Below are 25,260 nucleotides of genomic sequence, written 5' to 3'. Positions count from 1 at the left end.
ATAAGTTCAGTATGGCTGCTTTCAAGCGGATGGGGTCAAATCCGCTCATCTAGAAATTCGGGAGTACACATATGACGGTCTGGATAGTGGTGTCAATCCTTCTAGTGGTCTTGAGCCCTCTGGCATGGCTGCGGCCCTCGCGCCACCAGAGCGGGCGCATGGCCCTGCGCATGGAGGCGCGACGCATCGGCCTGGCGATGCAACTGTCGCCCCAGGAATGGCCGCACTGGCTCAAGCAGGAGCCGCCCAGCCCCTGTGCGCAGTACTGTCGGCCACGGCGCGGCAGCAAACCCGCGCTGTGGGTTTACTGGCAGCAGGAGCCAGGTGTGTGGGTCAACCAATGGCAGGAAATCTGCGTGGACGAGAAGTTGTTGCCGCATTTTGCAACGCTGCCGGCCAATGTCTTCAAAGTGGAGGCGGACAAGCAGATGATCGCCCTGTACTGGGGCGAGAAGGGCGAGTCCAGTGACTTGCAGGCCATCAGTGCGTTACTCAAGGCCCTGGCCTGAGGCAATAAAAAGCCCGACATCATCATCGGGCTGGAGTTGGCCAGGCAGGCCGGTCATTCTGCGTTTCATCGCGCCGCGCATTCGCGCCGGCGTTCCCACATGCGGCTAGCCTAGCCGGATATCCGCCGCTGTACAGGCCTTTGCTGGCTCTTTTGGATTATTGATCAGGTGAATACCTGCGCATTGATTCGCCTTGGCGGTTATGAAATGACTGAAAAGTCGCGTTTTTACAGCGCTTTCGGGCGATTGACAATTGTCGGAATTTGGCTGAAGGTGGCGTACCCAAATCAAACGGGCGTATGAATTGAGTGTTTGTCTGTCAGGCATCTCATACATAATCCCGACTATCGCATTGGCGGGTGTGCCTGGCGCGTTGGCGTGAGCATTGACGAAATGATCAATGCCCGACCAGGGGCCAGCGTCCGATGTGTACTGTTCAGCTTCCATATCGTGGAGATCAGTTGATGATTTACGAAGGTAAAGCCATCACGGTTAAGGCTCTTGAAAGTGGCATCGTCGAATTGAAATTCGACCTCAAGGGTGAGTCCGTCAACAAGTTCAACCGTCTAACCCTGAACGAACTGCGTCAGGCCGTAGACACCATCAAGGCTGATGCATCGATCAAAGGTGTGATCGTCTCCAGCGGCAAGGACGTGTTTATCGTCGGCGCTGACATCACCGAATTCGTCGACAACTTCAAGCTGCCCGATGCCGAGCTTGTGGCTGGCAACCTCGAAGCCAACAAGATTTTCAGCGATTTCGAAGACCTCAACGTGCCGACCGTTGCCGCGATCAATGGCATCGCTCTGGGCGGCGGTCTGGAAATGTGCCTGGCTGCGGACTTCCGCGTCATGGCTTCCAGCGCGAAAATCGGCCTGCCGGAAGTCAAGCTGGGTATCTACCCGGGTTTCGGCGGTACCGTGCGCCTGCCGCGTATCATTGGTGCCGACAACGCCATCGAGTGGATCGCCGCCGGCAAGGAAAACCGTGCTGAAGACGCGCTGAAAGTCGGCGCCGTCGATGCTGTGGTTGCTCCGGAAAAACTCGCAGAAGCGGCACTGAACCTGATCAAGGGCGCCATCAGCGGCGAATTTGACTACAAGGCCAAGCGTCAGCCTAAGCTGGAAAAACTCAAGCTCAACGCCATCGAACAAATGATGTCGTTCGAAACCGCCAAGGGTTTCGTGGCCGGTCAAGCGGGCCCTAACTACCCGGCGCCGGTCGAAGCGATCAAGACCATCCAGAAAGCCGCGAACTTCGGTCGCGACAAGGCCCTGGAAATCGAAGCTGCCGGCTTCGTCAAGCTGGCCAAGACTTCTGCTGCGCAGAGCTTGATCGGCCTGTTCCTGAACGATCAGGAACTGAAGAAAAAAGCCAAGGCCTACGACGAAATCGCCAAAGACGTGAAACAGGCTGCCGTACTCGGCGCCGGGATCATGGGCGGTGGTATTGCCTATCAGTCGGCGTCCAAAGGCACGCCGATCCTGATGAAAGACATCAACGAGCACGGTATCGAGCAAGGCCTGGCGGAAGCTGCCAAGCTGCTGGTCGGCCGCGTTGATAAAGGTCGCATGACCGCTGCGAAAATGGCTGAAGTGCTTAACGGCATTCGTCCTACGCTGTCCTACGGTGATTTCGGCCACGTCGACCTGGTGGTCGAAGCGGTTGTCGAGAACCCGAAGGTCAAGCAGGCGGTACTGGCTGAAGTCGAAGCCCAGGTCAAAGAAGACACGATCCTGGCGTCCAACACCTCGACCATTTCCATCACCTTGCTGGCCAAGGCCCTCAAGCGTCCGGAAAACTTCGTCGGCATGCACTTCTTCAACCCGGTGCACATGATGCCGCTGGTAGAAGTGATCCGTGGCGAGAAGTCCAGCGAGCTGGCTGTTGCCACCACCGTTGCCTACGCCAAGAAAATGGGCAAGAACCCGATCGTGGTCAACGACTGCCCGGGCTTCTTGGTCAACCGCGTGCTGTTCCCGTACTTCGGCGGTTTCGCCAAGCTGGTCAGCGCTGGCGTGGACTTTGTGCGTATCGACAAGGTCATGGAAAAATTCGGCTGGCCCATGGGCCCGGCGTACCTGATGGACGTGGTCGGCATCGACACCGGCCACCACGGTCGCGACGTCATGGCTGAAGGCTTCCCGGACCGCATGAAGGACGACCGTCGTTCGGCTGTCGATGCACTCTACGAAGCCAAGCGCCTGGGCCAGAAGAATGGCAAGGGCTTCTACGCCTACGAGACCGACAAGAAGGGCAAGCAGAAGAAAGTTGCCGACCCATCGGTCCACGAAGTGCTGGCACCCATCGTCTACGAGCAGCGTGAGGTGTCTGACGAAGACATCATCAACTGGATGATGATCGCCCTGTGCCTGGAAACCGTACGTTGCCTGGAAGACGGCATCGTCGAAACCGCCGCCGAAGCCGATATGGGCCTGGTGTACGGTATTGGTTTCCCTCCATTCCGTGGCGGTGCGCTGCGTTACATCGACTCGATCGGTGTGGCCGAGTTCGTTGCCCTGGCTGATCAGTACGCTGATCTGGGCCCGCTGTACCACCCGACTGCGAAGCTGCGCGAGATGGCCAAGAATGGCCAGAGCTTCTTCGGTTAAGTGCCCAGACGACTAGAGCGAGAATATTTATGAGCTTGAATCCAAGAGACGTCGTGATTGTCGACTTCGGTCGTACTCCGATGGGCCGCTCCAAGGGCGGCATGCACCGCAACACCCGTGCCGAAGATATGTCGGCGCACCTGATCAGCAAGTTGCTGGAGCGTAACGTCAAGGTCGACCCGAACGAGGTCGAGGACGTGATCTGGGGCTGCGTCAACCAGACCCTGGAGCAGGGCTGGAACATCGCGCGCATGGCCTCCTTGATGACGCAGATCCCGCACACCGCGGCCGGCCAGACCGTCAGCCGCCTGTGTGGCTCGTCGATGAGCGCGCTGCACACGGCTGCCCAGGCGATCATGACCGGCAACGGTGATGTGTTCGTGGTCGGTGGCGTGGAGCACATGGGTCACGTCAGCATGATGCACGGTGTCGATCCTAACCCGCACATGTCGCTGTACGCGGCGAAAGCCTCGGGCATGATGGGCCTGACTGCGGAAATGCTCGGCAAGATGCATGGCATCACCCGTGAAGCCCAGGACGCCTTTGGCTTGCGCTCCCACCAGTTGGCCCACAAGGCGACTGTGGAAGGCAAGTTCAAGGATGAAATCATCCCGATGAACGGCTACGACGAGAACGGTTTCCTGAAACTGTTCGACTACGACGAAACCATTCGTCCGGACACCACCCTGGAAAGCCTGGCGGCCTTGAAGCCGGCGTTCAATCCAAAGGGCGGCACCGTGACAGCCGGTACGTCGTCGCAGATCACTGATGGTGCTTCGTGCATGATCGTGATGTCGGCTCAGCGTGCCCAGGACCTGGGGATCCAGCCTCTGGCGGTGATCCGTTCCATGGCCGTAGCGGGTGTGGACCCGGCGATCATGGGCTATGGTCCAGTACCGGCCACACAAAAAGCCTTGAAGCGCGCAGGTCTGAGCATCTCCGACATCGACTTCTTCGAGCTCAACGAAGCTTTCGCCGCACAGGCCTTGCCAGTGCTGAAAGATTTGAAAGTACTCGACAAGATGAACGAGAAGGTTAACCTGCACGGCGGTGCGATTGCCCTGGGCCACCCATTCGGTTGCTCCGGTGCACGTATCTCCGGCACCTTGCTTAACGTGATGAAGCAAAATGGCGGCAACCTGGGGGTTGCAACCATGTGCATTGGTCTCGGCCAAGGCATTTCCACCGTCTTCGAACGCGTCTAAGCGTTGGGTTGACGGAAGCCGGGGCCCAGTGCCCCGGTTTTTGTTTTTTGGAATTTTTAATTTTTTTTTAATAAATTTTGTAAGAGGGTCAGAGCATGAAAGTCGAACCAGGGCTCTACCAGCATTATAAAGGTCCCAAGTACCGCGTTTTTAATGTGGCACGGCACTCCGAGACCGAGGAAGAAGTGGTGTTCTACCAAGCACTGTATGGCGATTACGGCTTTTGGGTGCGTCCCTTGAGCATGTTCCTGGAGACCGTCGAGGTTGACGGCAAGCAGGTCCCGCGCTTTGCTTTGGTGCAGGTCGAACCCAGTCTTTTTTCAGGGCAATAACGGCGGGTTGCGCGCAATGCTGCGCTTGACCTCACTGTGTTGCCACTATATATAGCGTTGCCGCGTCAGGCGCCAACCGCCTTTCTCTTCTCGAATTCAGGAATTTTCCGATCCATGGGCAAATCGCTGGTCATTGTGGAATCCCCGGCTAAGGCCAAGACCATCAACAAGTACTTGGGTAACGAGTACGTGGTGAAGTCGAGTATCGGCCATATCCGAGACCTGCCCACCAGCGGTTCGGCTAGCGCCAGCAAGGAGCCTGCTGCCAAGCGCGGCAAGGCGGCTGCGGGCGAAGGTCCGGTGCTCTCGCCTAAAGAGAAGGCGCGCAAGCAGCTGGTCTCGCGCATGGGTGTGGACCCGGATCATGGCTGGAAGGCCAAGTACGAAATCCTTCCGGGCAAGGAAAAGGTGATCGAGGAGCTGCGCCGGCTCGCCAAGGATGCTGACACCATCTATCTCGCGACGGACTTGGACCGCGAAGGGGAAGCCATTGCCTGGCACCTGCGCGAAGCCATCGGTGGGGATGACAGCCGCTATAAACGCGTGGTGTTCAACGAAATTACCAAGAAGGCGATCCAGGAAGCCTTCTCCAAGCCGGGCGAGTTGGACATTGACCGCGTCAATGCCCAACAGGCGCGGCGCTTCCTCGACCGCGTCGTCGGCTACATGGTCTCGCCACTGCTGTGGGCGAAGATCGCCCGCGGCCTGTCCGCTGGCCGTGTGCAATCGGTAGCGGTCAAGCTGGTGGTGGAGCGTGAGCGCGAGATTCGTGCGTTCAACCCTGAAGAGTACTGGGAAGTCCACGCGGACCTCGGTACCGCCAAGGGCAATAACGTGCGCTTTGAAGTGGCCCGCGAGAAAGGCGAGGCCTTCAAGCCGCTCAACGAAGCCCAGGCCATGGCCGCGCTGGACAAGCTCAAGGCTTCCAGCTACAGCATCGTCAAGCGTGAAGACAAGCCCACCAGCAGCAAGCCGTCGGCGCCGTTCATCACCTCCACCCTGCAACAGGCCGCGAGCAACCGCCTGGGCTTTGGCGTGAAGAAGACGATGATGATGGCCCAGCGTCTGTACGAAGCGGGCTACATCACTTATATGCGTACTGACTCCACCAACCTGTCGGTGGACGCGGTGGCGATGGCGCGTACTTATATTGAAAGCGAGTTCGGCAAGAAGTACCTGCCGGAGAAGCCAAACGTCTACAGCAGCAAGGAAGGCGCACAAGAGGCTCACGAAGCGATTCGTCCGTCCGACGCCAATACCGAGCCAAGCAAGCTGACCGGCATGGAACGCGACGCTGAGCGCCTCTACGAGCTGATCTGGCGCCAGTTCCTGGCGTGCCAGATGCTGCCGGCGCAATACCTGTCCACCACCGTCACAGTGGGTGCCGGGGACTTCGAGCTGCGTGCCAAGGGCCGGATCCTCAAGTTCGACGGCTATACCCGCGTGATGCCGCAAATCGCCAAGCCGGGTGATGACGATGTGCTGCCAGACATGGCTCAGGGCGATGCGCTGAAGCTGATCAAACTCGATCCGAGCCAGCACTTCACCAAGCCACCACCCCGTTATTCGGAAGCCAGCCTGGTCAAGGAAATGGAAAAACGCGGTATCGGTCGTCCTTCGACCTATGCGGCGATCATTTCCACGATCCAGGACCGTGGCTACGTTGCCTTGCACAACCGCCGTTTCTATTCGGAAAAGATGGGCGATATCGTCACCGAGCGTCTGTCCGAGAGCTTCTCCAACCTGATGGACTACGGCTTTACTGCCGGTATGGAAGAGAATCTCGATGACGTGGCCCAGGGCGAGCGCGACTGGAAAAACGTACTCGACGAGTTCTACGGCGACTTCAAGAAAAAACTCGAAGTAGCCGAGAGCCCGGAAAACGGCATGCGTGCCAATCAGCCGGTGATGACGGATATTCCGTGCACCACTTGCGGTCGTCCAATGCAGATCCGTACCGCGTCGACCGGTGTGTTCCTGGGTTGCTCGGGCTACAGCCTGCCGCCCAAAGAGCGCTGCAAGGCCACCGTCAACCTGGTGCCAGGTGATGAAATCGCTGCCGATGACGAGGGTGAATCCGAGTCGCTGGTGCTGCGTGGCAAGCACCGTTGCCCGATCTGCAGCACGGCCATGGATGCCTACCTGCTGGACGAGAAGCACAAGCTGCACATCTGTGGTAACAACCCCGATTGCAACGGCTACGAGATCGAAGAAGGCACCTATCGCATCAAGGGCTATGAAGGCCCGAGCCTGGAATGCGACAAGTGCGGCAGCGAGATGCAGCTCAAGACCGGTCGTTTCGGCAAGTTCTTCGGTTGCACCAACCCGACCTGCAAGAACACCCGCAAACTGCTGAAAAGCGGTGACGCGGCGCCGCCGAAGATGGACCCGGTGAAGATGCCCGAGCTCAAATGCGAGAAGGTCAACGACACCTATATCCTGCGTGACGGCGCTTCGGGCTTGTTCCTGGCCGCCAGCCAGTTCCCGAAAAACCGCGAGACCCGTGCGCCGCTGGTGCTGGAGATCGTGCCGCACAAGGATGAAATCGATCCGAAGTACCACTTCCTGTGCGAAGCGCCGAAGAAGGATCCCGACGGTCGCCCGGCCGTGATCCGCTACAGCCGCAAGACCAAGGAGCAGTACGTGCAGACCGAAGTGGACGGCAAGCCTACGGGCTGGAAAGCCTTCTACGACGGTGGCAAGTGGAAGGTCGAGGATAAGCGCCAGGGCGCTTGATCCAGCACCTGCGTTGAAGTAAAGGCCGCCTTCACAGGCGGCCTTTTGGTTTGCGCTTGCAGTGGACTTGTCTCATCCTTGACACTGTTCAGCCAGCATCACATCTATGTCGTTGTGGAGACTGCCGTCATGGCCAACGAACTCTATACCCGTACCAACCAGAAAATTTACTTCGCGGGTTTGTCCCTGGAAGCCCTTGGCCGCGCCGAGGAAGGAAAGGAGATGAACGCTATCGCGCTGGTCCAGGCGGGGCGAGAGTCGGCGTTGTTTCACCTGTACGGGGCCTTGCTGGGCCTGTGTCATGAAATTGCCGGCTTCTATCGTTTGCCCCAGGCGAATGCGCCACGGGCCGAGGATATCCTGACCCGTGAGGTGCAGGAGTCGCTGGCTATTCCTGAGTTGGCTGAATTGGTGGAAATGGCCCGCAGCCCCGACAGTTGGCTGGCACGCTTGTTGGCTGCGCATTCGGCGATGTTCCAGCCGCCGCGTGTGCCGCACAAGCCCAAGGGCGATGTGACCCAGCCGCTGATCGTTGCGGTCAGCCTGGAAGAGGAAGGGCCGGAGCCACTGAGCCGGGCCGAACTGGAGAGTTGGCGCCAGGAGCTGAAGAAGCTGGCGATCCGCTTTCGGGATGGATTGAACGAGTGCTGAGTCGGGTGTACTCGGCAGGCCTTTGACCATTCATCAAGCCGCACGGCAAGCTGCCTCAGATACCGAGCGATGCAGCCCTCATGCCTGATATAATGCCGGGCTATCCTGGAGAACAGATTTTTATGCCAACGTCCTTTCTGGAAATTGTTGAATTGCCCGACGGCCGAATTGAGCTGCGCAGGGCTGAGGACGAGGGTTCTCTGGTGACTTTGGATTTTTCCGAGGACGCCAAGGCGTTCCTGCAAGGCCAGCATGTGGAAGTGGCAAAAGCCATGTTGAGCGTGGGTGTGCAGATGGCGGGGCGCCTGGCTGAAGGCGAACCTGAAAAAGACGACGGTCCACGGGTTCTTCACTGAGTCCGTTTGGCGTTTTTTAAGATTCAAATGTTCAATCGGCTTCTCAATTCTGTAGAAGCCTTGCGTCCATCGCAGGCACTGACTTGACGTCAGGCTGCAATCGGACGACCTGTGCCACTCCCGAGAACGCGTTGCGCGCCAGTCTCGGGTTTATCCCAATCGAATATTCAAACTTTGTGCATCGCCTGTGCGCGCTGCGCTGATCAACTGCTGCTTGGCCGAAGCGCCCAGCGGGTTCAGCCAGCTGACGACGGTGTGGCTACGCCCCAGGCGCAATGCCTCGCAGGTCAGTTGCTGGGCGCTCTGGGCGCCGCGTGGTTGCAGCAGCAGGATGCGCTCGCGGTTCAGGCCCGCGTCCCGCAGCCAAGCCTGGGTCAGGCTGGAGGGCGGGGCGATCAGGGTCAGCCAGCGGGCGTCCTGTTCCTCGCTCAGTTCACGCAGGATCGGCGCCAGCAAACTCAGGCAGTTCCCGGCAGCGCCGCGCAACGACAATTCACTGAAGACCTCCGGTTCGGCGGGGGCGGTCCATGGGGACTCCACCGCCTCGCTGAGGATAGGTGCAAGTGGCTGGGCCAGAAAGGCCTCAAACAGCGGCAGTTGTGTATGTTGTTGCGCGTGTGGGAACTGCATGATGCCTCCGTTAGCGGCGAATTACGCCGACACTCAAGCCTTCGATCACCAGGTCCTGATCCTTCAGGTTGACTTCAATCGGCGAAAACTCAGGGTTTTCTGCCAGCAGCCAGACTTTGCTGCCTTCGCGCTTGAAGCGCTTGACCGTTACTTCATCGCCAATGCGGGCCACGACGATCTGGCCGTTACGCGCTTCGCGGGTGGTGTGCACGGCCAGCAGGTCGCCGTCGAAGATGCCCACGTCCTTCATGCTCATGCCATGGACCCGCAACAGATAATCGGCGCGAGGATGGAAGAAGGTCGGGTTGATGTTGCAGGACTCTTCGACGTGCTGTTGTGCCAGAATCGGCGCACCGGCAGCGACCCGGCCGATGATCGGCAGTGTCGATTCGTCAGCCTTGGCTTCGAAGCCAGGGATGCGAATACCGCGGGACGCACCCGGGGTCATTTCGATCGCACCCTTGCGGGCAAGGGCCTTCAGGTGTTCTTCGGCAGCATTGGGGGATTTGAATCCCAGCTCCAGGGCGATTTCTGCCCGGGTCGGCGGATAGCCGTTGTCGTCGAGGCAGCGCTTGATAAAAGCGAGAATCTCAGCTTGGCGTGGCGTCAGTTTTAGCATGTTGATCGCTCTGTCTTTTTATACAGTGACTGGGATTATATACAGTGAACTGCGCTTGGCAATCATCGTTTTTGCCGACTCCGCCGGACGGTCATCCGTCGGGCCCTGCAAAGCCTGGAGACAGCGCTGCCTACAGGCGATGGAAGATGTGATTAAATAGGTGCGAATCGGGTGACTGACCGGCCGGAAAACGGACCTGCAGGCTTGACATTGCACAAGGTGAAACGTATGTTTCAAACAAGTGTTTGTCAGGCGGAGTAGCCATGGCCCAGTCGGAAACCGTTGAACGCATTCTCGATGCTGCCGAGCAGTTGTTCGCGGAAAAAGGATTTGCTGAAACTTCATTGCGGCTTATCACCAGCAAGGCCGGGGTCAACCTGGCAGCAGTGAACTATCATTTCGGCTCGAAAAAAGCCCTGATTCAGGCGGTGTTCTCGCGCTTCCTGGGGCCATTCTGCATCAGCCTCGACCGTGAGTTGGAGCGTCGCCAGGCCAAGCCTGAGAATAAGCCGAGCCTGGAAGACCTGCTGGAAATCCTCGTCGAGCAAGCCTTGGTGGTACAGCCGCGCAGCGGCAACGATCTGTCGATCTTCATGCGCCTGCTGGGCCTGGCGTTCAGTCAGAGCCAGGGCCACTTGCGACGTTACCTCGAAGACATGTACGGCAAAGTATTCCGTCGCTACATGTTGCTGGTGAACGAGGCGGCCCCGCGTATTCCCCCTATCGAATTGTTCTGGCGCGTGCACTTCATGCTCGGTGCTGCTGCGTTCAGCATGTCCGGGATCAAAGCCTTGCGCGCCATCGCCGAGACCGATTTCGGCGTCAACACCTCCATCGAGCAGGTGATGCGCCTGATGGTGCCGTTCCTGGCCGCCGGCATGCGCGCGGAAAGCGGCGTCACCGACCCGGCCATGGCCGCCGCTCAACTGCGCCCGCGCAGCAAGTCTGTCCCGGTGGCGGCCAAGGTTTAGCCACTGGCGTCTGGGCGCAACCGCTTGCATCCGCTAAGCTAGCCGCCCATGCCGATTTCAACTATTTATCCGCACTTCACCGCCTTGCCTGGCTTGACCTGGCGAGGCGGTGAAGTGCGCGCGTCATTCAAGGAAAATTTATGACTGCTGCCCTGCAAGGCTCTTTGATGGTGGACGTCGCCGGCACCTGGCTGACGGCTGAAGATCGCCACTTGTTGCGCCAGCCTGAAGTGGGCGGCCTGATCATTTTTGCGCGCAACATCGAGCATCCGCGCCAGGTGCGGGAATTGAGCGCCGCCATTCGCGCAGTGCGCCCGGACCTGTTGCTGGCTGTGGATCAGGAAGGCGGTCGGGTCCAGCGCCTGCGCCAGGGGTTTGTACGCCTGCCGGCCATGCGGGCGTTGGCGGACAATGCCAATGCCGAATACCTGGCCGAGCAGTGCGGTTGGGTCATGGCCACGGAAGTACTGGCCGTCGGCCTGGACCTGAGCTTCGCCCCCGTGCTGGACCTCGACTACCAGCGCAGCGCCGTCGTAGGCACGCGCTCGTTCGAAGGTGATCCCGAGCGTGCCGCGTTGCTGGCCGGCGCCTTTATCCGGGGCATGAACAGCGCTGGCATGGCCGCCACCGGCAAGCACTTCCCGGGTCATGGCTGGGCCGAGGCAGATTCCCACGTCGCCATTCCTGTTGATGAGCGCAGCCTGGAACAACTGCGCACCCATGACCTGGTGCCGTTCGCGCGCCTGAGCAAGCAATTGGCCGCGGTCATGCCGGCCCACGTTATTTACCCTCAGGTGGATAACCAGCCGGCCGGCTTCTCGCGTCGCTGGTTGCAGGACATCCTGCGCGGCGAATTGCAGTTCGACGGGGTCATTTTCAGTGATGACCTGTCCATGGCCGGTGCCCACGTGGTGGGGGATGCGGCGAGCCGGATCGAGGCTGCTTTAAGTGCTGGCTGCGACATGGGCCTGGTGTGCAATGACCGCGCGGCGGCCGAGCTGGCCCTGAGTGCCGCCCAGCGCATGAAGGTCACGCCATCGGCACGTATTGCCCGTATGCGTGGGCAGGCGATTGCGTCGACTGACTATAAGCAGGATCCGCGTTGGTTGGCGGCACTTGGCGCGCTTCGGGATGCACAGTTGATCGAATGAGATTGAGGTGCGCCCATCGCAGGCAAGCCAGCTCCCACATCTGATTTGTGGCGGTACCAAAAATCTCTGCCCCAGTGGGCCCCCTGTGGGAGCGGGCTTGCCCGCGATCGCGGCAGCCCAGTCACTCTTTCTGGCGGCTGACCCACCGCCATCGCAGGCAAGCCAGCTCCCACATCTGATTTGTGGCGGTACCAAAAATCTTTGCCCCAGTGAGCCCCCCTGTGGGAGCGGGCTTGCCCGCGATGGCGGCAGCCCAGTCACTCTTTCTGGCGGCTGACCCACCGCTATCGCAGGCAAGCCAGCTCCCACATTTGATTTGTGGCGGTACCAAAAATCTCTGCCCCAGTGAGCCCCCCTGTGGGAGCGGGCTTGCCCGCGATGGCGGCAGCCCAGTCACTCTTTCTGGCGGCTGACCCACCGCGATCGCAGGCAAGCCAGCTCCCACATTTGATTTGTGGCGGTACCAAAAATCTCTGCCCCAGTGAGATCCCCTGTGGGAGTGGGCTTGCCCGCGATCGCGGTAACCCAGTCACTCTTTCTGGCGGCTGACCCACCGCTATCGCAGGCAAGCCAGCTCCCACATTTGATTTGTGGTGGTACCAAAAATCTCTGCCCCAGTGAGCCCCCTGTGGGAGCGGGCGTGCCCGCGATAGCTATCTAGCTATCAACGCTTCTCTAGCTTTTGGGGCAACGGCGCAAACAGCGCCTCGATATCCTCGTTGCCCAGCTTCCAGTCGCCCGTGGTGCGGCCATCCAGCACCCCCGCTGCCAGGTCTGACTTTTCTTGCTGCAGCGCCTGGATCTTCTCTTCCACGGTGCCCCGGGCAATCATCTTGTACACAAACACTGGCTTTTCCTGGCCGATGCGATACGCACGGTCAGTCGCCTGGTTTTCCGTGGCCGGGTTCCACCAGGGGTCGTAGTGGATCACGGTATCGGCTTCGGTCAGGTTAAGCCCCACGCCGCCCGCCTTGAGGCTGATCAGGAAGATCTGCAGCTTGCCACTCTGGAAGTCCTTGACCGGCGTGCGTCGGTCGCGGGTCTGGCCGGTCAGCAAGGCGTAGGCGACCCCGCGTTTTTTCAGCTCGAGCTCAATCAGGCTGAGCATCGAGGTGAACTGCGAGAACAGCAGGATCCTGCGCCCTTCGGCAAACAGCTCGTCGAGCATCTCCATCAGGCTGTCGAGCTTGCCGGAACTGCTGCCGCGTGCGGGCAGGGTGGCGTCGTTTACCAGGCGCAGATCGCAACAGACCTGGCGCAGCTTGAGCAGCGCTTCCAGAATGATGATCTGGCTGCGGGCCACGCCCTTGCGGGTGATCTCGTCGCGCACCTTCTTGTCCATGGCCAGGCGCATGGTTTCGTACACATCGCGCTGGGCTTCATTGAGATCGACCCAGTGGATGATCTCGGTCTTGGGCGGCAATTCAGTAGCCACCTGTTCCTTGGTACGGCGCAGCAGGAACGGCTTGATCCGACCGTTGAGGTGTTGCAATCGCACGTCGCTGCCGCGTTTTTCGATGGGCACGCGGTAGTCACGGTTGAAGCTTTTTACATCGCCCAACCAACCCGGCAGCAGGAAGTGGAACAGCGACCACAGCTCGCCCAGGTGGTTTTCCAGGGGCGTGCCGCTCAGGCACAGGCGCTGGCGTGCATTCAGCTCGCGGGCGGCCTGGGCGGCCTTGCTGGTGGGGTTCTTGATGTACTGGGCTTCGTCGAGGATCAGCACATGCAGTGGCTGCACGGCCAGTTGTTCGATGTCTTTGGGCAGCAGGGCGTAGGTGGTCAGCAGCAGGTCGTAATCCTGCAACTGGGCGAAGTGTTTCTTGCGCCCGGCACCGTACAGTGCCAGCACCTTGAGCTGCGGGGTGAAGTGCGCCGCTTCGTCGAGCCAGTTGGGGATCAGGCTGGTAGGCATCACCACCATGCACGGCCGGTCCAGGCGCCCGGCGATTTTTTCGCTGAGAATATGCGCCAGGGTCTGCAGGGTTTTGCCCAGGCCCATGTCATCCGCGAGAATCCCGCCCACTTCCAGTTGGCGCAGGGACTGCATCCAGCTCAGGCCTTCGAGCTGGTAGGGGCGCAACGTGGCGTTGAGGCCCTCGGGGGCGGCGCAGGTGAAGTCCTTGATGTCGCGCAGGCGCTGGGCAAAGTTGCGGATCTGCTCGCCACCTTCCCATTGCAGCGGCAGGTCTTCCAGCGGGTTGAGGCGAATCGCGTCGGCCTTGGCCAGGCGCAAGGCGGTGGTGCCAGGCTCCTGCAGGTAGAACTCACCGAGGGTCGCCAGCACCGGTTTGAGCCGGCCGTAGGGCAGGGCGACTTGCAGCGGGCCGTGGCCACCGTTGGGCAGGCCGGGGATGTTCACCAGGATCAGTTCGTCGTCGCGGCGGCGCGCGAGCTTTTCCGGGTTGAGGATTTCGGTGTGGGAGCGCATCAGGTTCAGCAGGATCGGCAGCAGGCTCAGCCGTTCGCCATTGACGATAATCCCCAACTCCAGGTCGAACCAGTCGCGCTCCGGCACTTCATCGACGCTGGCGTACCAGTCCTCGACCGGGCTCAGGTCGAAGCCGAAATCCTCGTCGATCTGCAGTTCCCAGCCGGCAGCCCGCAGGCTTGGGGAGGCGTTGAGGGTGAAGTTCAGCCAGGCGCTGTCATTGACCATCTCAAACAGCTCGCCGGCGCTTTCCGGCAGGGCCTTGCTCTGGCGGGTGGCGATCTTGAAGCCCAGCAGGCGCAGGTGCTCGCGAAAGCCTTGCTCCACCTCGGGATGGCGCTTGATCCGCAGGCTCTGGGTTTCCTGGCGGACAATGATGTCGGCGTTTTTCTGGCCGCTGACATAGTTGCCCTGGTAATTGAATGACAGCGCCGCCCGGTGCTGGATATAGCGCTGCATCTTGCCGTTGCGTGGCTCAAAGGCGCTGAACTCGATGCTGGCCAGCCACAGCCGGGGAATCGGCTGCACATCCTCGAGCACCACTTGCGGCAGGACCACGCGGTTATCCAGCACGGCCTGCAGTTTCTCCAGCAGCTCGGCATCCTTGGCCGCCGCCGGGTAGGCCAGGGTTTCCTGGACCTGCAGCAGCACGGCCGCGATGTGTTTGCAATTGGTGTGCACGGGGCAGGTGCAACGGCTGTCCACCAGGATCAGGGTGCCTTTGGCCGATTCGCGCAGGGAGATGGTCTGGCGATACACATTGCCGCCCGAGCCTTCGCAACTGGCGATGATGGTGCTGTCGCCGGACTCGACAATCCTTACGCGGTTTTCCAGGGCGTAGCGCCGGCCGCGCTCCAGGCTTTGTTCCTTGAAGCGGTTGGCCCAGGACGGAGCCAGGGGTTTGGTCAGCGACGACGTCAGGGGCATGGCGCTGGATCAGTCCGCCAGGCCGGGCGGCGGCGCGCTCGGTGGCTTGGCGGTAAGGGAGGTGATCTTGATCAGCAGGGCCAGGTGGCCGGCGTCCAGGTAATTGAGCTGGTTGTTCTTGGTGCGCACGTCCGGCTGGCTCAAGTGTTCGCTGGCAATCACGCTGCCGTTGTTGTCGAACTGGTTGAGCCAGAAGCTGGCGTCAATACGGGTAAAACGCCCCAATTGCAGGTCCAGTGTGCCCTGGATGGGGTATTGGCCAAACTGTTCCTGGCCGTCGGTGATTTTCACCTTCACCGGCTGCTCGCCCAGGTTCTGCTCCCAGGCTTTGTGCAGCAGCACGGTGTAGTCGCCATTGGCCTGGAGTTTCTCGACGATATTGTTCAGGCGCGGCGGGCTGATTTTCTCGATCCCTTGGCGTGGCGCCCCGGCGGCCCAGTCTTCCGGGGCTGGCCGACTATTGATCAGCGGCTCTGCATTCTGGCGGATCAGGATCATTTCCACCTGGTAGAGGCTGTCGGCAAACGCCGAAGGTGCGACTACCACCAACAACAGGCTCAGGATACGAAGCAGGCGCATGGGGCGTCCTTCAAGCAGGTTTCGGGATGAGGCGCTCAAACAGCGCCTCCAATGTATTAAAGCGCTCTTCTGCACGTTCCATCGGCACCATGAACTTGAACAGCGTAGCGCCTTCGAATTTGTAGCGGTTGGGCTGGCCCTGGATCAACTTGATCAGTACCAGCGGGTCTACCGGCGTCTGCGCTTCGAACTCGATACGCCCGCCCTGCGGCCCGGCGTCGACCTTCTTGATCCCCAGTTGCTCGGCCTGCAATTTGAGCAGGGTCAGGCGCACCAGGTTCTTGGTCGGCTCCGGCAACAGGCCGAAGCGGTCGATCATCTCCACTTGCAGGTCCTTGAGACCTTCTTCGTCAGTGGCCGAGGCGATGCGCTTGTACAGGATCAGGCGTGCATGCACATCCGGCAGGTAGTCCTCGGGAATCAATGCCGGCAGACGCAGGTTGATTTCCGGCCCGCCGCCCAGGGGCTGGTCGAGGTTCGGTTGTTCGCCCTTGCGGATGGCCTTCACCGCGCGCTCCAGCATTTCCATATAGAGGGTAAAGCCCACGGCCTGGATCTGCCCGCTCTGGCCGTCGCCCAGCAGTTCGCCGGCGCCACGGATTTCCAGGTCGTTGGTGGCCAGCACAAAGCCCGCACCCAGGTCCTGGGTGTTGGCGATGGCTTCCAGGCGCTTTTCCGCATCGCCGGTAATTTGCTGGCGCGGTGGTGTCAGCAGGTAGGCGTAGGCCTGGTGGTGACTGCGGCCGACCCGGCCACGCAACTGATGCAACTGCGCCAGGCCGAACTTGTCGGCGCGCTCGATGATAATGGTGTTGGCGCTCGGCACGTCGATGCCGGTCTCGATAATGGTCGAGGCGATCAGCACGTTGAAGCGCTTGTGGTAGAAGTCGCTCATCACCTGTTCGAGTTCACGTTCGCGCATCTGCCCGTGGCCGATGCCGATCCGCGCTTCCGGCACCAGTTCGGCGAGGTCGGCGGCGCATTTCTCGATGGTTTTCACATCGTTGTGCAGGTAGTAGACCTGGCCGCCGCGCAGCAACTCGCGCAGCAGGGCTTCCTTGATCGTGCTGTTGTTCTGCTCCATGACGAAGGTGCGCACCGACAGGCGTCGTGCCGGCGGCGTGGCGATGATCGACAGGTCGCGCATGCCCGACACCGCCATGTTCAGCGTGCGCGGGATCGGTGTGGCGGTCAGGGTCAGGATATCGACCTCGCTGCGCAGGGCCTTGAGCTGCTCCTTCTGGCGTACGCCAAAGCGGTGCTCTTCGTCGATGATCACCAGGCCCAGGTTCTTGATCTTCACATCGTCCGACAGCAGCTTGTGGGTACCGATCACGATGTCGATCTTGCCTTCGGCCAGGTCGGCCACGGCTGCGTTGACTTCCTTGGCGGACTTGAAGCGGCTCATCACCTCTACGGTCACCGGCCAATCGGCAAAGCGGTCGCGAAAACTGTTGTAGTGCTGCTGGGCGAGCAGGGTGGTCGGCACCAGGATTGCCACCTGGCGGCCGCCATGCACCGCGATAAACGCGGCGCGCATCGCCACTTCGGTCTTGCCAAAGCCCACGTCACCGCAGACCAGGCGGTCCATGGGCTTGGGCGCGAGCATATCGGCGCGCACGGCGTCGATGGTGGTTTGCTGGTCCGGGGTTTCTTCGAAGGCGAAGCCGGCGCTGAACGTGGCGTAGTCGGCCTTCGGGTCGGCGAACGCATAGCCTTCGCGGGCCGCGCGGCGAGCATAGATGTCCAGCAGTTCGGCGGCTACGTCGCGCACCTGCTCGGCGGCCTTGCGCTTGGCCTTCTGCCAGGTCTCGGAACCCAGGCGGTGCAACGGCGCCAGGGCGTCGTCGCTGCCGGTGTAGCGCGCGATCAGGTGCAGGTTGGCCACTGGCACATAGAGCTTGGCGCCCTCGGCGTATTCCATGGTGAGGAATTCGGCTGCCTGGTTGTCGATCTCCAGGGTCTGCAGGCCCAGGTAGCGTCCCACGCCGTGGTCGATATGCACCACCGGCGCGCCTTCGCGCAGTTCGGTGAGGTTCTTGATCACCGCGTCGTTGTTGGCGTCGGCACGTTTTTCCCGGCGCCGGCGCTGCATCACGCGTTGGCCGAACAGCGGGCTCTCGGCAATCAGTGCCAGGGCCGGATCATCCAGTTGCAGGCCTTCGTTCAGCGGCGCAATGGTGATCGCCAGGCGGTCCTTGCCGGCGACAAAGTCCGGCCAGCTGTCGACGGTTTTTGGTCGCAGCTTCAGACGTTCCAGCAACTCCAGTAGCACTTCGCGGCGCCCGGCGGATTCGGCGGTAAACAGCACGCGGCCGGGGAAGTCGCCGAGGAAGTCGGACAACGCTTGCAGCGGCTGGCTGGCCTTGGCCTCGATGGCCAGGTTGGGCAGGGTTTGGGCCGGGAAGCGTTCGCGGCCGACGCCAGCTTCCACATCCTGTTGGCTGGCGACCACCCGTGGCCAGTTCTTCAGGCGGGCGAAGCAGTCCTCTACCGGCAGGAACAGCTCGGCAGGCGGCAATAAAGGCCGGGATGGATCGACGCGGCGTTCTTCATAACGGTTGCGTACGTCGTTCCAGAAGTTTTCCGCCGCCTGTTCGATGCCCGGCAGCGAGAACACCTGAGTGTCCTGGGGCAGGTAATCGAACAGGGTCGAGGTTTCGTCGAAGAACAGCGGCAGGTAGTACTCGATACCGGCGGGGGTAATCCCGCTGCTCAAGTCCTGGAAGATCGGGCAACGACGGAAGTCCACGTCAAAGCGTTCGCGAAAGCGCGCCTTGAAGCGTGTGACGGCGTCTTTTTGCAGGGGGAATTCCCTGGCCGGCAGCAGCTTGATCGACTGTACTTTGTCGATGGAGCGCTGGTTTTCCGGGTCGAAGGTGCGCAGGGTCTCGATTTCGTCGTCGAACAGGTCGATGCGGTAGGGCAGTTTGCTGCCCATCGGGAACAGGTCGATCAACGCGCCACGCACGGCGAACTCGCCATGCTCGTACACCGTATCGACGCAGCGGTAGCCGCTGGCTTCCAGGCGCGTGCGCATCTGCTCCACGTCGAGTTTCTGGCCGATATCCAGCACCAGGCTGCTGCCCAGCAGGAACTTGGTCGGCGCCAGGCGGTGCAGGGCCGTGGTGATCGGCACCACCAGCACACCGTGGGCCAGTTCCGGCAAGCGGTACAGGCTGGCGATGCGCTGGGAGATGATGTCCTGGTGCGGCGAGAACAAGTCGTAGGGCAGGGTTTCCCAGTCCGGGAAATGCAGCACCGGCAAATCGGGGGCAAAGAAACTCAGCTCCTGCTCCAACCGTTCGGCGCTTTGGCTGTCGGCGGTCAATAGCAGGGTAAAGCGCTTGGCTGCACTGGCAGCCTCGGCAATGGCCAGGCTCAGGGCGGCACCGGGCAGATTGCCCCAATGCTGTTTACCTGCCTCGGCAGGGAGTAGCGGTAGACGCAGGACGGGCACGGACGTTTGAGCTCCAGCGTTGCGACAAAGTCGGTAATTGTAACGGCCCGGAGTGCCGCCTGTCAGTTGCTGACTGTGCCTATTACGGTTTGTAGGAAATGTAGTGGCTAAGACAAACAATGCGCGGTTTTGACTCAAAATGTAGTGCCAAAATGTACGTATGTTTCGGAGGGTTACGGACAAGTGGCCCGACGCTTTCACCAGGGGGTGCGCTGGAAGCCGCGTATTTACTGGCCTGTAGCGCGGCGAAAATTATGTGCAAGGGCTTTTGTTGCGTGGCGCGCATTGCTCCGGGGGCGGTCGGGCGGCATAATGTAGCCCCTTTTTTCAGCCCCTACATGTGGAAGGTTCCCGTGACTCAGAAGCCCGACCAGTGTCTTGGTGAATGGATCGACCGTGAAGCACTCGCAGAAGCGATGATCCCGCTTATCGGTCAGCTGTACCGCAATAACAATGTGGTGAGCTCGATCTATGGCCGCAGCCTGATCAACCAATCAGTCATCGCGATTCTCAAGGCTCATCGCTTTGCTCGCCATCGTTCTTCGGACGATAGCGAACTCTCCGTCCACGAAACATTCCCTCTGCTTAAAGCCATGAGCGAGCTCAAGCTCGGCGCGGCTTCGGTGGACCTGGGCAAGTTGGCGTTCAAATTCCGCGCTCAAGGCAATGGCCGCAGCGCCGAGCAGTTCGTGCGTGAAGAACTGGCCGACGTGGTTGGCCAGCAAAACGCCGCATCCCGTAAAGGCACCGACGTGGTGCTGTACGGCTTCGGTCGTATCGGCCGTCTGCTGGCACGCATCCTGATCGAAAAAACCGGCGGTGGCGACGGCCTGCGCCTGCGGGCCATTGTCGTGCGCAAAGGCGCCGAAAATGACCTGACCAAGCGCGCCAGCCTCTTGCGCCGCGACTCGGTACACGGTTCGTTCAATGGCACCATCACCGTTGACGAAGAAAACAACACCATCACCGCCAACGGTAACCTGATCCAGGTGATCTACGCGAAGAACCCGACCGAGGTGGATTACACCCAGTACGGCATCCAGAACGCCTTGCTGGTGGACAACACCGGCGTATGGCGTGATGCCGACGGCCTGGGCCAGCACCTGGCCTGCCCGGGTATCGACCGCGTTGTGCTGACGGCGCCTGGCAAGGGCAAGCTGAAGAACATCGTTCACGGCATCAACCACAACGAAATCACCGCTGACGACAAGATCGTGTCCGCCGCTTCCTGCACCACCAACGCCATCGTGCCGGTGCTCAAGGCTGTGAATGACAAGTTCGGCATCATCAACGGTCACGTCGAAACCGTTCACTCGTACACCAACGACCAGAACCTGATCGACAACTTCCACAAGGGCGATCGCCGTGGCCGTAGTGCCGCGCTGAACATGGTGATCACCGAGACCGGTGCTGCCACCGCTGCTGCCAAGGCCCTGCCTGAGCTGGCCGGCAAGCTGACCGGTAACGCGATCCGTGTACCCACGCCGAACGTGTCGATGGCCATTCTCAACCTCAACCTTGAGAAAGCCGCCACCCGTGAAGAGATGAACGAGTACCTGCGCTACATGGCGCTGCACTCCGATCTGCATAAGCAAATCGACTTCGTCAATTCCCAGGAAGTGGTGTCCACCGACTTCGTTGGCTCGCGCCACGCCGGTGTGGTCGATGCTGAAGCGACCATCACCCAGGATAACCGCGTTGTACTGTACGTCTGGTACGACAACGAGTTCGGTTACAGCTGCCAGGTGGTGCGCGTGATGGAAGACATGGCTGGGGTCAACCCGCCAGCGTTTCCGCGCTAAGCATTAGCGGTAAATGAAAAAGCCCCGACTGGTTCGGGGCTTTTTTGTGGCTGGGGGGGGTGTGGGGTTTGAAGGCCTCATCGCGGGCAAGCCCGCATCGCCGCGATAGCGATCTATCAGGCCCCACCGACTACCGAAGCCTGCGCAGTGCGCAGTTCGTGCCGATTTCCCTTGAACAGCACCAGGGTCGCCACCAGCCCCAGCACCGCCGCGCCACTGAGCCAGATCCCCGGCGCAGCCTTGTTATCCAGCACATGGATCAGGTAGGTACAGGCGGCCGGGGTAAAGCCGCCAAAGGTTGCGGTCGCCAGGCTGTAGGCCAATGAAAAGCCTGTGGTGCGTACTTCCACTGGCATGATTTCGGTCAGCGCAACGACCATGGCGCCGTTGTACGAGCCGTACAGGAATGACAGCCATAACTCGACGAGCAGCAGGTGGCTGAAGCTCGGATTGGCCACCAGCCATGACAGGGCCGGGTACGCCGTGAGGATTGCCAGAATAGTCGCCCCCAGCAGCAAGGGCTTGCGACCCACCTTGTCAGACACCGCGCCCATCACGGGTAGCCAAAAGAAGTTCGACAGACCGATGCACACGGTCACCAGCAACGCATCCAGGTCCGACAGGTGCAGCTCGGCCTTGCCGAAGGTCGGTGTGTAGGCGGTGATCAGGTAGAACGACACGGTCGTCATCACCACCAGCGCCATGCCTGCCAGGACGATGCCGAAATTCTGGCCGATGGAGCGGATGATTTCCTGCAGGGTAGGGCGATGTTTACGTGCCTGGAATTCCGGGGTTTCCTCCAGGGAGCGGCGAATCACGAAGATCACCGGCACGATCAGGCAGCCGATCAGGAACGGCACGCGCCAGCCCCATTCACCCATCTCCTCGGGGCTCAGCCAGTGGTTCAGGCCCACGCCCAGCAGGCCGGCGAAGACCACGGCGGCTTGTTGGCTGGCGGACTGCCAACTGACGAAGAAACCTTTACGCCCCGGCGTGGCGATCTCCGCCAGGTACACCGAGACCCCGCCCAGTTCGACACCTGCGGAGAAGCCTTGCAGCAATCGGCCAAACAGCACGATCAGCGGCGCGGCCACCCCGAGGGTGGCGTAGCCGGGCACGCAGGCGATCAGCACGGTGCCGGCGGCCATCATGGCCAGGGTGATCACCAGGCCTTTTTTACGGCCATGGCGGTCGATGTAGGCACCGAGGAAAATTGCCCCCAACGGACGCATCAGGAACCCGGCACCGAAGGTCGCCAAGGACAACATCAGGGACGCGAAGGCGCTGTCGGCAGGGAAGAAGGTCTTGGCAATGGCCGTGGCGTAGAAGCCGTAGACCATGAAGTCGAACATTTCGAGAAAGTTACCGCTGACAACGCGAAAGATCGCCTTGCCTTTGCCCGTGGTGTTGGACATGTCATTTACTCAACTGGCTATCTTGTTGGAAATCCCTGGTCGTCGTTCTTCCTTGCTGCAAGGTCTGGGCGCTGGCTGGCGCCCAAGAGTTTTGTAACCATATGTGTATCCGTGTGGGCGAGCAACAAAAACCGTTAGCAAGCTGGCTATTTGTCATGAAGCAACCCGCGTCAGGCGACGACATGCCGCATAATGGCCAGCCCCGGAAATGTGCTTGAGTGCGGCTTCATTGGGTTTTCAGCAGCGATAAGGTTGTGTGGCTTATGGGCGGTTTGCGATGCGCGATGGTGGGCGCTGTGTTGGCGATCTTGACGGGCTGCGGCGGCGATGAGCCCCTGGAGGCGTTTGGCGGCCCGACCATGGGCAGCACTTATTCAATCAAATATGTCCGTACCCCCGGGACGCCGGCGGCCAATGATGTGCAGCCGCAGGTCGAGCGCATCCTTGCCGAGGTCGACCGACAGCTGTCGACCTATCGCAGCGATTCCGATATCGAGCGCTTCAATGACTTGCCGGCCAACCGCTGCCAGCCGATGCCCGAGTCGATCCTGCAGTTGGTACGCACGGGCGAGCAGCTGTCCCAGGCCAGTGGCGGCGCTTTTGACCTGACCGTCGAGCCACTGCTCAACCTGTGGGGCTTCGGACCCCAGGCGCGGCAGGTAAAAGTCCCGGATCCCATGACGCTGGCCTTGGCGCGCCAGCGCGTCGGTCATCAGCACTTGCGCATCGACGGTCACCAGCTGTGCAAGGACGCGGCGGTGCAAGTGGACTTCAACAGCATCGCCGCCGGCTACACGGTGGACCGGATCGCCGAGCGGCTAGGGCAGTTGGGCATTCAGCGGTATCTGGTCGAAGTGACTGGCGAGCTCAAGGCTGCCGGGCGCAAACCCGATGGCACGCCCTGGCGTGTGGCCCTGGAGGAGCCCCGCGATGACCAGCAGGTGGCTGAGCGCGTGATCGTGGTGGACGGCTTCGGCGTGTCTACTTCAGGTGACTATCGCAATTATTTCCAGCAGGATGGTCGCCGCTATTCCCACACCCTCGATGCCCGTAGCGGGGCGCCGATCACCCATCACCTGGCGTCGGTCACGGTACTGGAGCCTTCGGCGCTTATGGCGGACGGCTTGTCGACCTTGCTCCTGGTACTGGGGCCCGACGAGGGCTGGGACTATGCAGAAAAACAGCGGATCGCGGCATTTTTTGTGATGCGTGAGGGGGATGCTTTCGTCACACGCAGCAACAAAGCGTTCGAACAACTGACGGCGGTCAAGCCGTAATCAATACTGTGTAGTAAAGGCAAAACTGGCCTACGACGCGACCAAGGGTTAATGTGCGCGGCGTTGAGCCTTATATAGACTGTGCCCCGGCTCACACACCTGAGCCTATTTGATCCTTCATGACCGCTGGCCGCGGCATGATTTAGCCAGGCGCCCAACCGTGCGTCCTGGCCTGTTCTGAGGAGTACGCATGGCTGTCTACAACTACGACGTGGTGGTACTGGGTTCCGGCCCAGCTGGAGAAGGTGCGGCGATGAACGCCGCCAAAGCAGGACGCAAGGTGGCGATGGTCGATAGCCGTCGTCAGGTCGGCGGTAACTGCACCCACCTGGGCACCATCCCGTCCAAGGCCTTGCGTCACTCGGTGCGCCAGATCATGCAGTTCAACACCAACCCGATGTTCCGGGCCATTGGTGAGCCGCGCTGGTTCTCGTTCCCGGATGTACTGAAAAGCGCCGAGAAAGTCATTTCCAAACAAGTCGCCTCGCGTACCGGCTACTACGCCCGTAACCGCGTCGACCTGTTCTTCGGCACCGGCAGCTTCGCCGACGAGCAAACCGTCGAAGTGGTCTGCGCCAATGGCGTGGTCGAGAAGCTGGTGGCCAAGCACATCATCATCGCCACCGGTTCGCGTCCGTATCGCCCGGCCGATATCGACTTCCACCACCCGCGTATCTACGATAGCGACACGATCCTCAGCCTGGGCCACACCCCGCGCAAACTGATCATATACGGCGCCGGCGTGATCGGCTGTGAATACGCCTCGATCTTCAGCGGCCTGGGTGTGCTGGTGGAGCTGGTGGACAACCGTGACCAGTTGCTGAGCTTCCTCGACTCGGAAATTTCCCAGGCGTTGAGCTATCACTTCAGCAACAACAACATCACCGTGCGCCACAACGAGGAATACGACCGCGTTGAAGGCCTGGACAACGGTGTGATCCTGCACCTCAAGTCCGGCAAGAAGATCAAGGCCGATGCCTTGCTCTGGTGCAACGGCCGTACGGGCAACACCGACAAGCTGGGCATGGAAAACATCGGGGTCAAGGTCAACAGCCGTGGCCAGATCGAGGTGGATGAGAACTACCGCACCTGCGTCACCAATATCTATGGTGCCGGCGATGTGATCGGCTGGCCGAGCCTGGCCAGTGCCGCCCACGACCAAGGGCGTTCGGCGGCTGGCAGCATTGTCGACAATGGCAGCTGGCGCTACGTCAACGATGTGCCGACCGGGATCTACACCATTCCCGAGATCAGCTCCATCGGCAAGAACGAGCACGAGCTGACCAAGGCCAAGGTGCCTTACGAAGTGGGCAAGGCGTTCTTCAAGAGCATGGCGCGTGCGCAGATCGCCGGCGAGCCGCAAGGCATGCTGAAGATCCTGTTCCACCGCGAGACCCTGGAAGTGCTCGGCGTGCATTGCTTCGGCTACCAGGCCTCGGAGATCGTGCACATCGGCCAGGCGATCATGAGCCAGCCGGGTGATCTCAATACCCTTAAGTATTTTGTGAACACCACGTTCAACTACCCGACCATGGCTGAAGCCTATCGGGTAGCGGCCTACGACGGCCTCAACCGGCTTTTTTGAGCGGCTCCGGCC

Annotated in this window: 19 protein-coding genes; 12 read left to right on the top strand and 7 right to left on the bottom strand. The window is 60.6% G+C overall.

Features of this window, described 5'->3' with window-relative positions; all coding sequences use genetic code 11:
* Positions 1-71 precede the first annotated feature (71 nt).
* Entirely contained in the window at positions 72-509 is a 438-nt protein-coding gene (locus HU773_RS19620; RefSeq protein WP_057438518.1) for a hypothetical protein, read from the top strand.
* 105 nt (positions 510-614) lie between these two features.
* Here HU773_RS19620 and HU773_RS19615 read toward each other — a convergent pair whose 3' ends face one another.
* Entirely contained in the window at positions 615-956 is a 342-nt protein-coding gene (locus HU773_RS19615; protein WP_157717225.1) for a hypothetical protein, read from the bottom strand.
* A gap of 17 nt (positions 957-973) precedes the next feature.
* On the opposite strand from HU773_RS19615, the gene fadB reads away from it, so the two are divergent.
* From fadB to HU773_RS19585, 6 genes are all read left to right on the top strand, one after another.
* Positions 974-3,121 carry a fatty acid oxidation complex subunit alpha FadB gene (gene fadB / locus HU773_RS19610; RefSeq protein WP_057438519.1) on the top strand — a complete coding sequence of 716 codons (2,148 nt, stop codon included), beginning with the start codon at positions 974-976 and terminating at the stop codon, positions 3,119-3,121.
* A gap of 29 nt (positions 3,122-3,150) precedes the next feature.
* Positions 3,151-4,326, top strand: a complete 1,176-nt coding sequence (gene fadA, locus HU773_RS19605) for an acetyl-CoA C-acyltransferase FadA (protein WP_005786153.1) — start codon at positions 3,151-3,153, stop codon at positions 4,324-4,326.
* Between the two features lie 95 nt (positions 4,327-4,421).
* Positions 4,422-4,658 carry a DUF1653 domain-containing protein gene (locus HU773_RS19600; protein ID WP_029300088.1) on the top strand — a complete coding sequence of 79 codons (237 nt, stop codon included), beginning with the start codon at positions 4,422-4,424 and terminating at the stop codon, positions 4,656-4,658.
* Positions 4,659-4,772: 114 nt separating this feature from the next.
* Entirely contained in the window at positions 4,773-7,394 is a 2,622-nt protein-coding gene (gene topA / locus HU773_RS19595) for a type I DNA topoisomerase (RefSeq protein ID WP_057438521.1), read from the top strand.
* A 129-nt stretch (positions 7,395-7,523) separates the two neighbouring features.
* A complete protein-coding gene (locus HU773_RS19590; protein WP_057438522.1) occupies positions 7,524-8,045 on the top strand; it encodes a DUF6586 family protein in 522 nt (173 codons plus the stop codon).
* Between the two features lie 122 nt (positions 8,046-8,167).
* Positions 8,168-8,401, top strand: a complete 234-nt coding sequence (locus tag HU773_RS19585) for a hypothetical protein (RefSeq protein ID WP_026136850.1) — start codon at positions 8,168-8,170, stop codon at positions 8,399-8,401.
* A 150-nt stretch (positions 8,402-8,551) separates the two neighbouring features.
* Here HU773_RS19585 and sulA read toward each other — a convergent pair whose 3' ends face one another.
* Positions 8,552-9,031, bottom strand: coding sequence for an SOS-induced cell division inhibitor SulA (gene sulA / locus HU773_RS19580; protein ID WP_057438523.1), 480 nt, complete (start codon positions 9,029-9,031; stop codon positions 8,552-8,554).
* Between the two features lie 10 nt (positions 9,032-9,041).
* A complete protein-coding gene (gene lexA, locus HU773_RS19575) occupies positions 9,042-9,650 on the bottom strand; it encodes a transcriptional repressor LexA (RefSeq protein WP_029300096.1) in 609 nt (202 codons plus the stop codon).
* Positions 9,651-9,913: 263 nt separating this feature from the next.
* Here lexA and HU773_RS19570 point away from each other — a divergent pair, with 263 nt between their 5' ends.
* Together HU773_RS19570 and nagZ are read left to right on the top strand one after the other, a co-directional pair.
* A complete protein-coding gene (locus HU773_RS19570) occupies positions 9,914-10,621 on the top strand; it encodes a TetR/AcrR family transcriptional regulator (protein WP_057438524.1) in 708 nt (235 codons plus the stop codon).
* Positions 10,622-10,761: 140 nt separating this feature from the next.
* Positions 10,762-11,772: a beta-N-acetylhexosaminidase gene (nagZ, locus tag HU773_RS19565; protein WP_057438525.1), complete on the top strand. Its 1,011-nt coding sequence runs from the start codon at positions 10,762-10,764 to the stop codon at positions 11,770-11,772.
* Positions 11,773-12,436: 664 nt separating this feature from the next.
* On the opposite strand, the gene HU773_RS19560 is transcribed toward nagZ, so the two are convergent.
* From HU773_RS19560 to mfd, 3 genes are read right to left on the bottom strand one after another with little or no spacing between them, the layout of a single operon-like run.
* Positions 12,437-15,130 carry a DEAD/DEAH box helicase gene (locus HU773_RS19560; protein ID WP_057960298.1) on the bottom strand — a complete coding sequence of 898 codons (2,694 nt, stop codon included), beginning with the start codon at positions 15,128-15,130 and terminating at the stop codon, positions 12,437-12,439.
* A gap of 9 nt (positions 15,131-15,139) precedes the next feature.
* Positions 15,140-15,709, bottom strand: a complete 570-nt coding sequence (locus HU773_RS19555; RefSeq protein WP_057438527.1) for a CsiV family protein — start codon at positions 15,707-15,709, stop codon at positions 15,140-15,142.
* Between the two features lie 10 nt (positions 15,710-15,719).
* On the bottom strand, positions 15,720-19,169 hold the full coding sequence (gene mfd, locus HU773_RS19550) for a transcription-repair coupling factor (RefSeq protein WP_057960297.1): 3,450 nt from the start codon (positions 19,167-19,169) through the stop codon (positions 15,720-15,722).
* 338 nt (positions 19,170-19,507) lie between these two features.
* Between mfd and HU773_RS19545 the strand changes: the two genes are divergently transcribed.
* Positions 19,508-20,971: a glyceraldehyde-3-phosphate dehydrogenase gene (locus tag HU773_RS19545; protein WP_057960296.1), complete on the top strand. Its 1,464-nt coding sequence runs from the start codon at positions 19,508-19,510 to the stop codon at positions 20,969-20,971.
* Positions 20,972-21,087: 116 nt separating this feature from the next.
* Here the strand turns inward: HU773_RS19545 and HU773_RS19540 are convergent, their stop codons facing one another.
* Entirely contained in the window at positions 21,088-22,386 is a 1,299-nt protein-coding gene (locus HU773_RS19540; RefSeq protein ID WP_057960295.1) for an MFS transporter, read from the bottom strand.
* A gap of 263 nt (positions 22,387-22,649) precedes the next feature.
* Here HU773_RS19540 and HU773_RS19535 point away from each other — a divergent pair, with 263 nt between their 5' ends.
* Entirely contained in the window at positions 22,650-23,663 is a 1,014-nt protein-coding gene (locus HU773_RS19535; protein ID WP_186625594.1) for an FAD:protein FMN transferase, read from the top strand.
* 190 nt (positions 23,664-23,853) lie between these two features.
* The gene (sthA, locus tag HU773_RS19530; protein ID WP_057438530.1) at positions 23,854-25,248 is read left to right on the top strand and encodes a Si-specific NAD(P)(+) transhydrogenase; all 1,395 of its coding nucleotides are present in this window, start codon (positions 23,854-23,856) and stop codon (positions 25,246-25,248) included.
* Positions 25,249-25,260 lie beyond the last annotated feature (12 nt).

Source organism: Pseudomonas shahriarae (assembly GCF_014268455.2).
GTDB classification, from domain to species: domain Bacteria; phylum Pseudomonadota; class Gammaproteobacteria; order Pseudomonadales; family Pseudomonadaceae; genus Aquipseudomonas; species Aquipseudomonas shahriarae.
The sequence above is the reverse complement of the archived record's forward strand: the minus strand, read 5'-3'. Positions and strand labels throughout refer to the sequence as shown.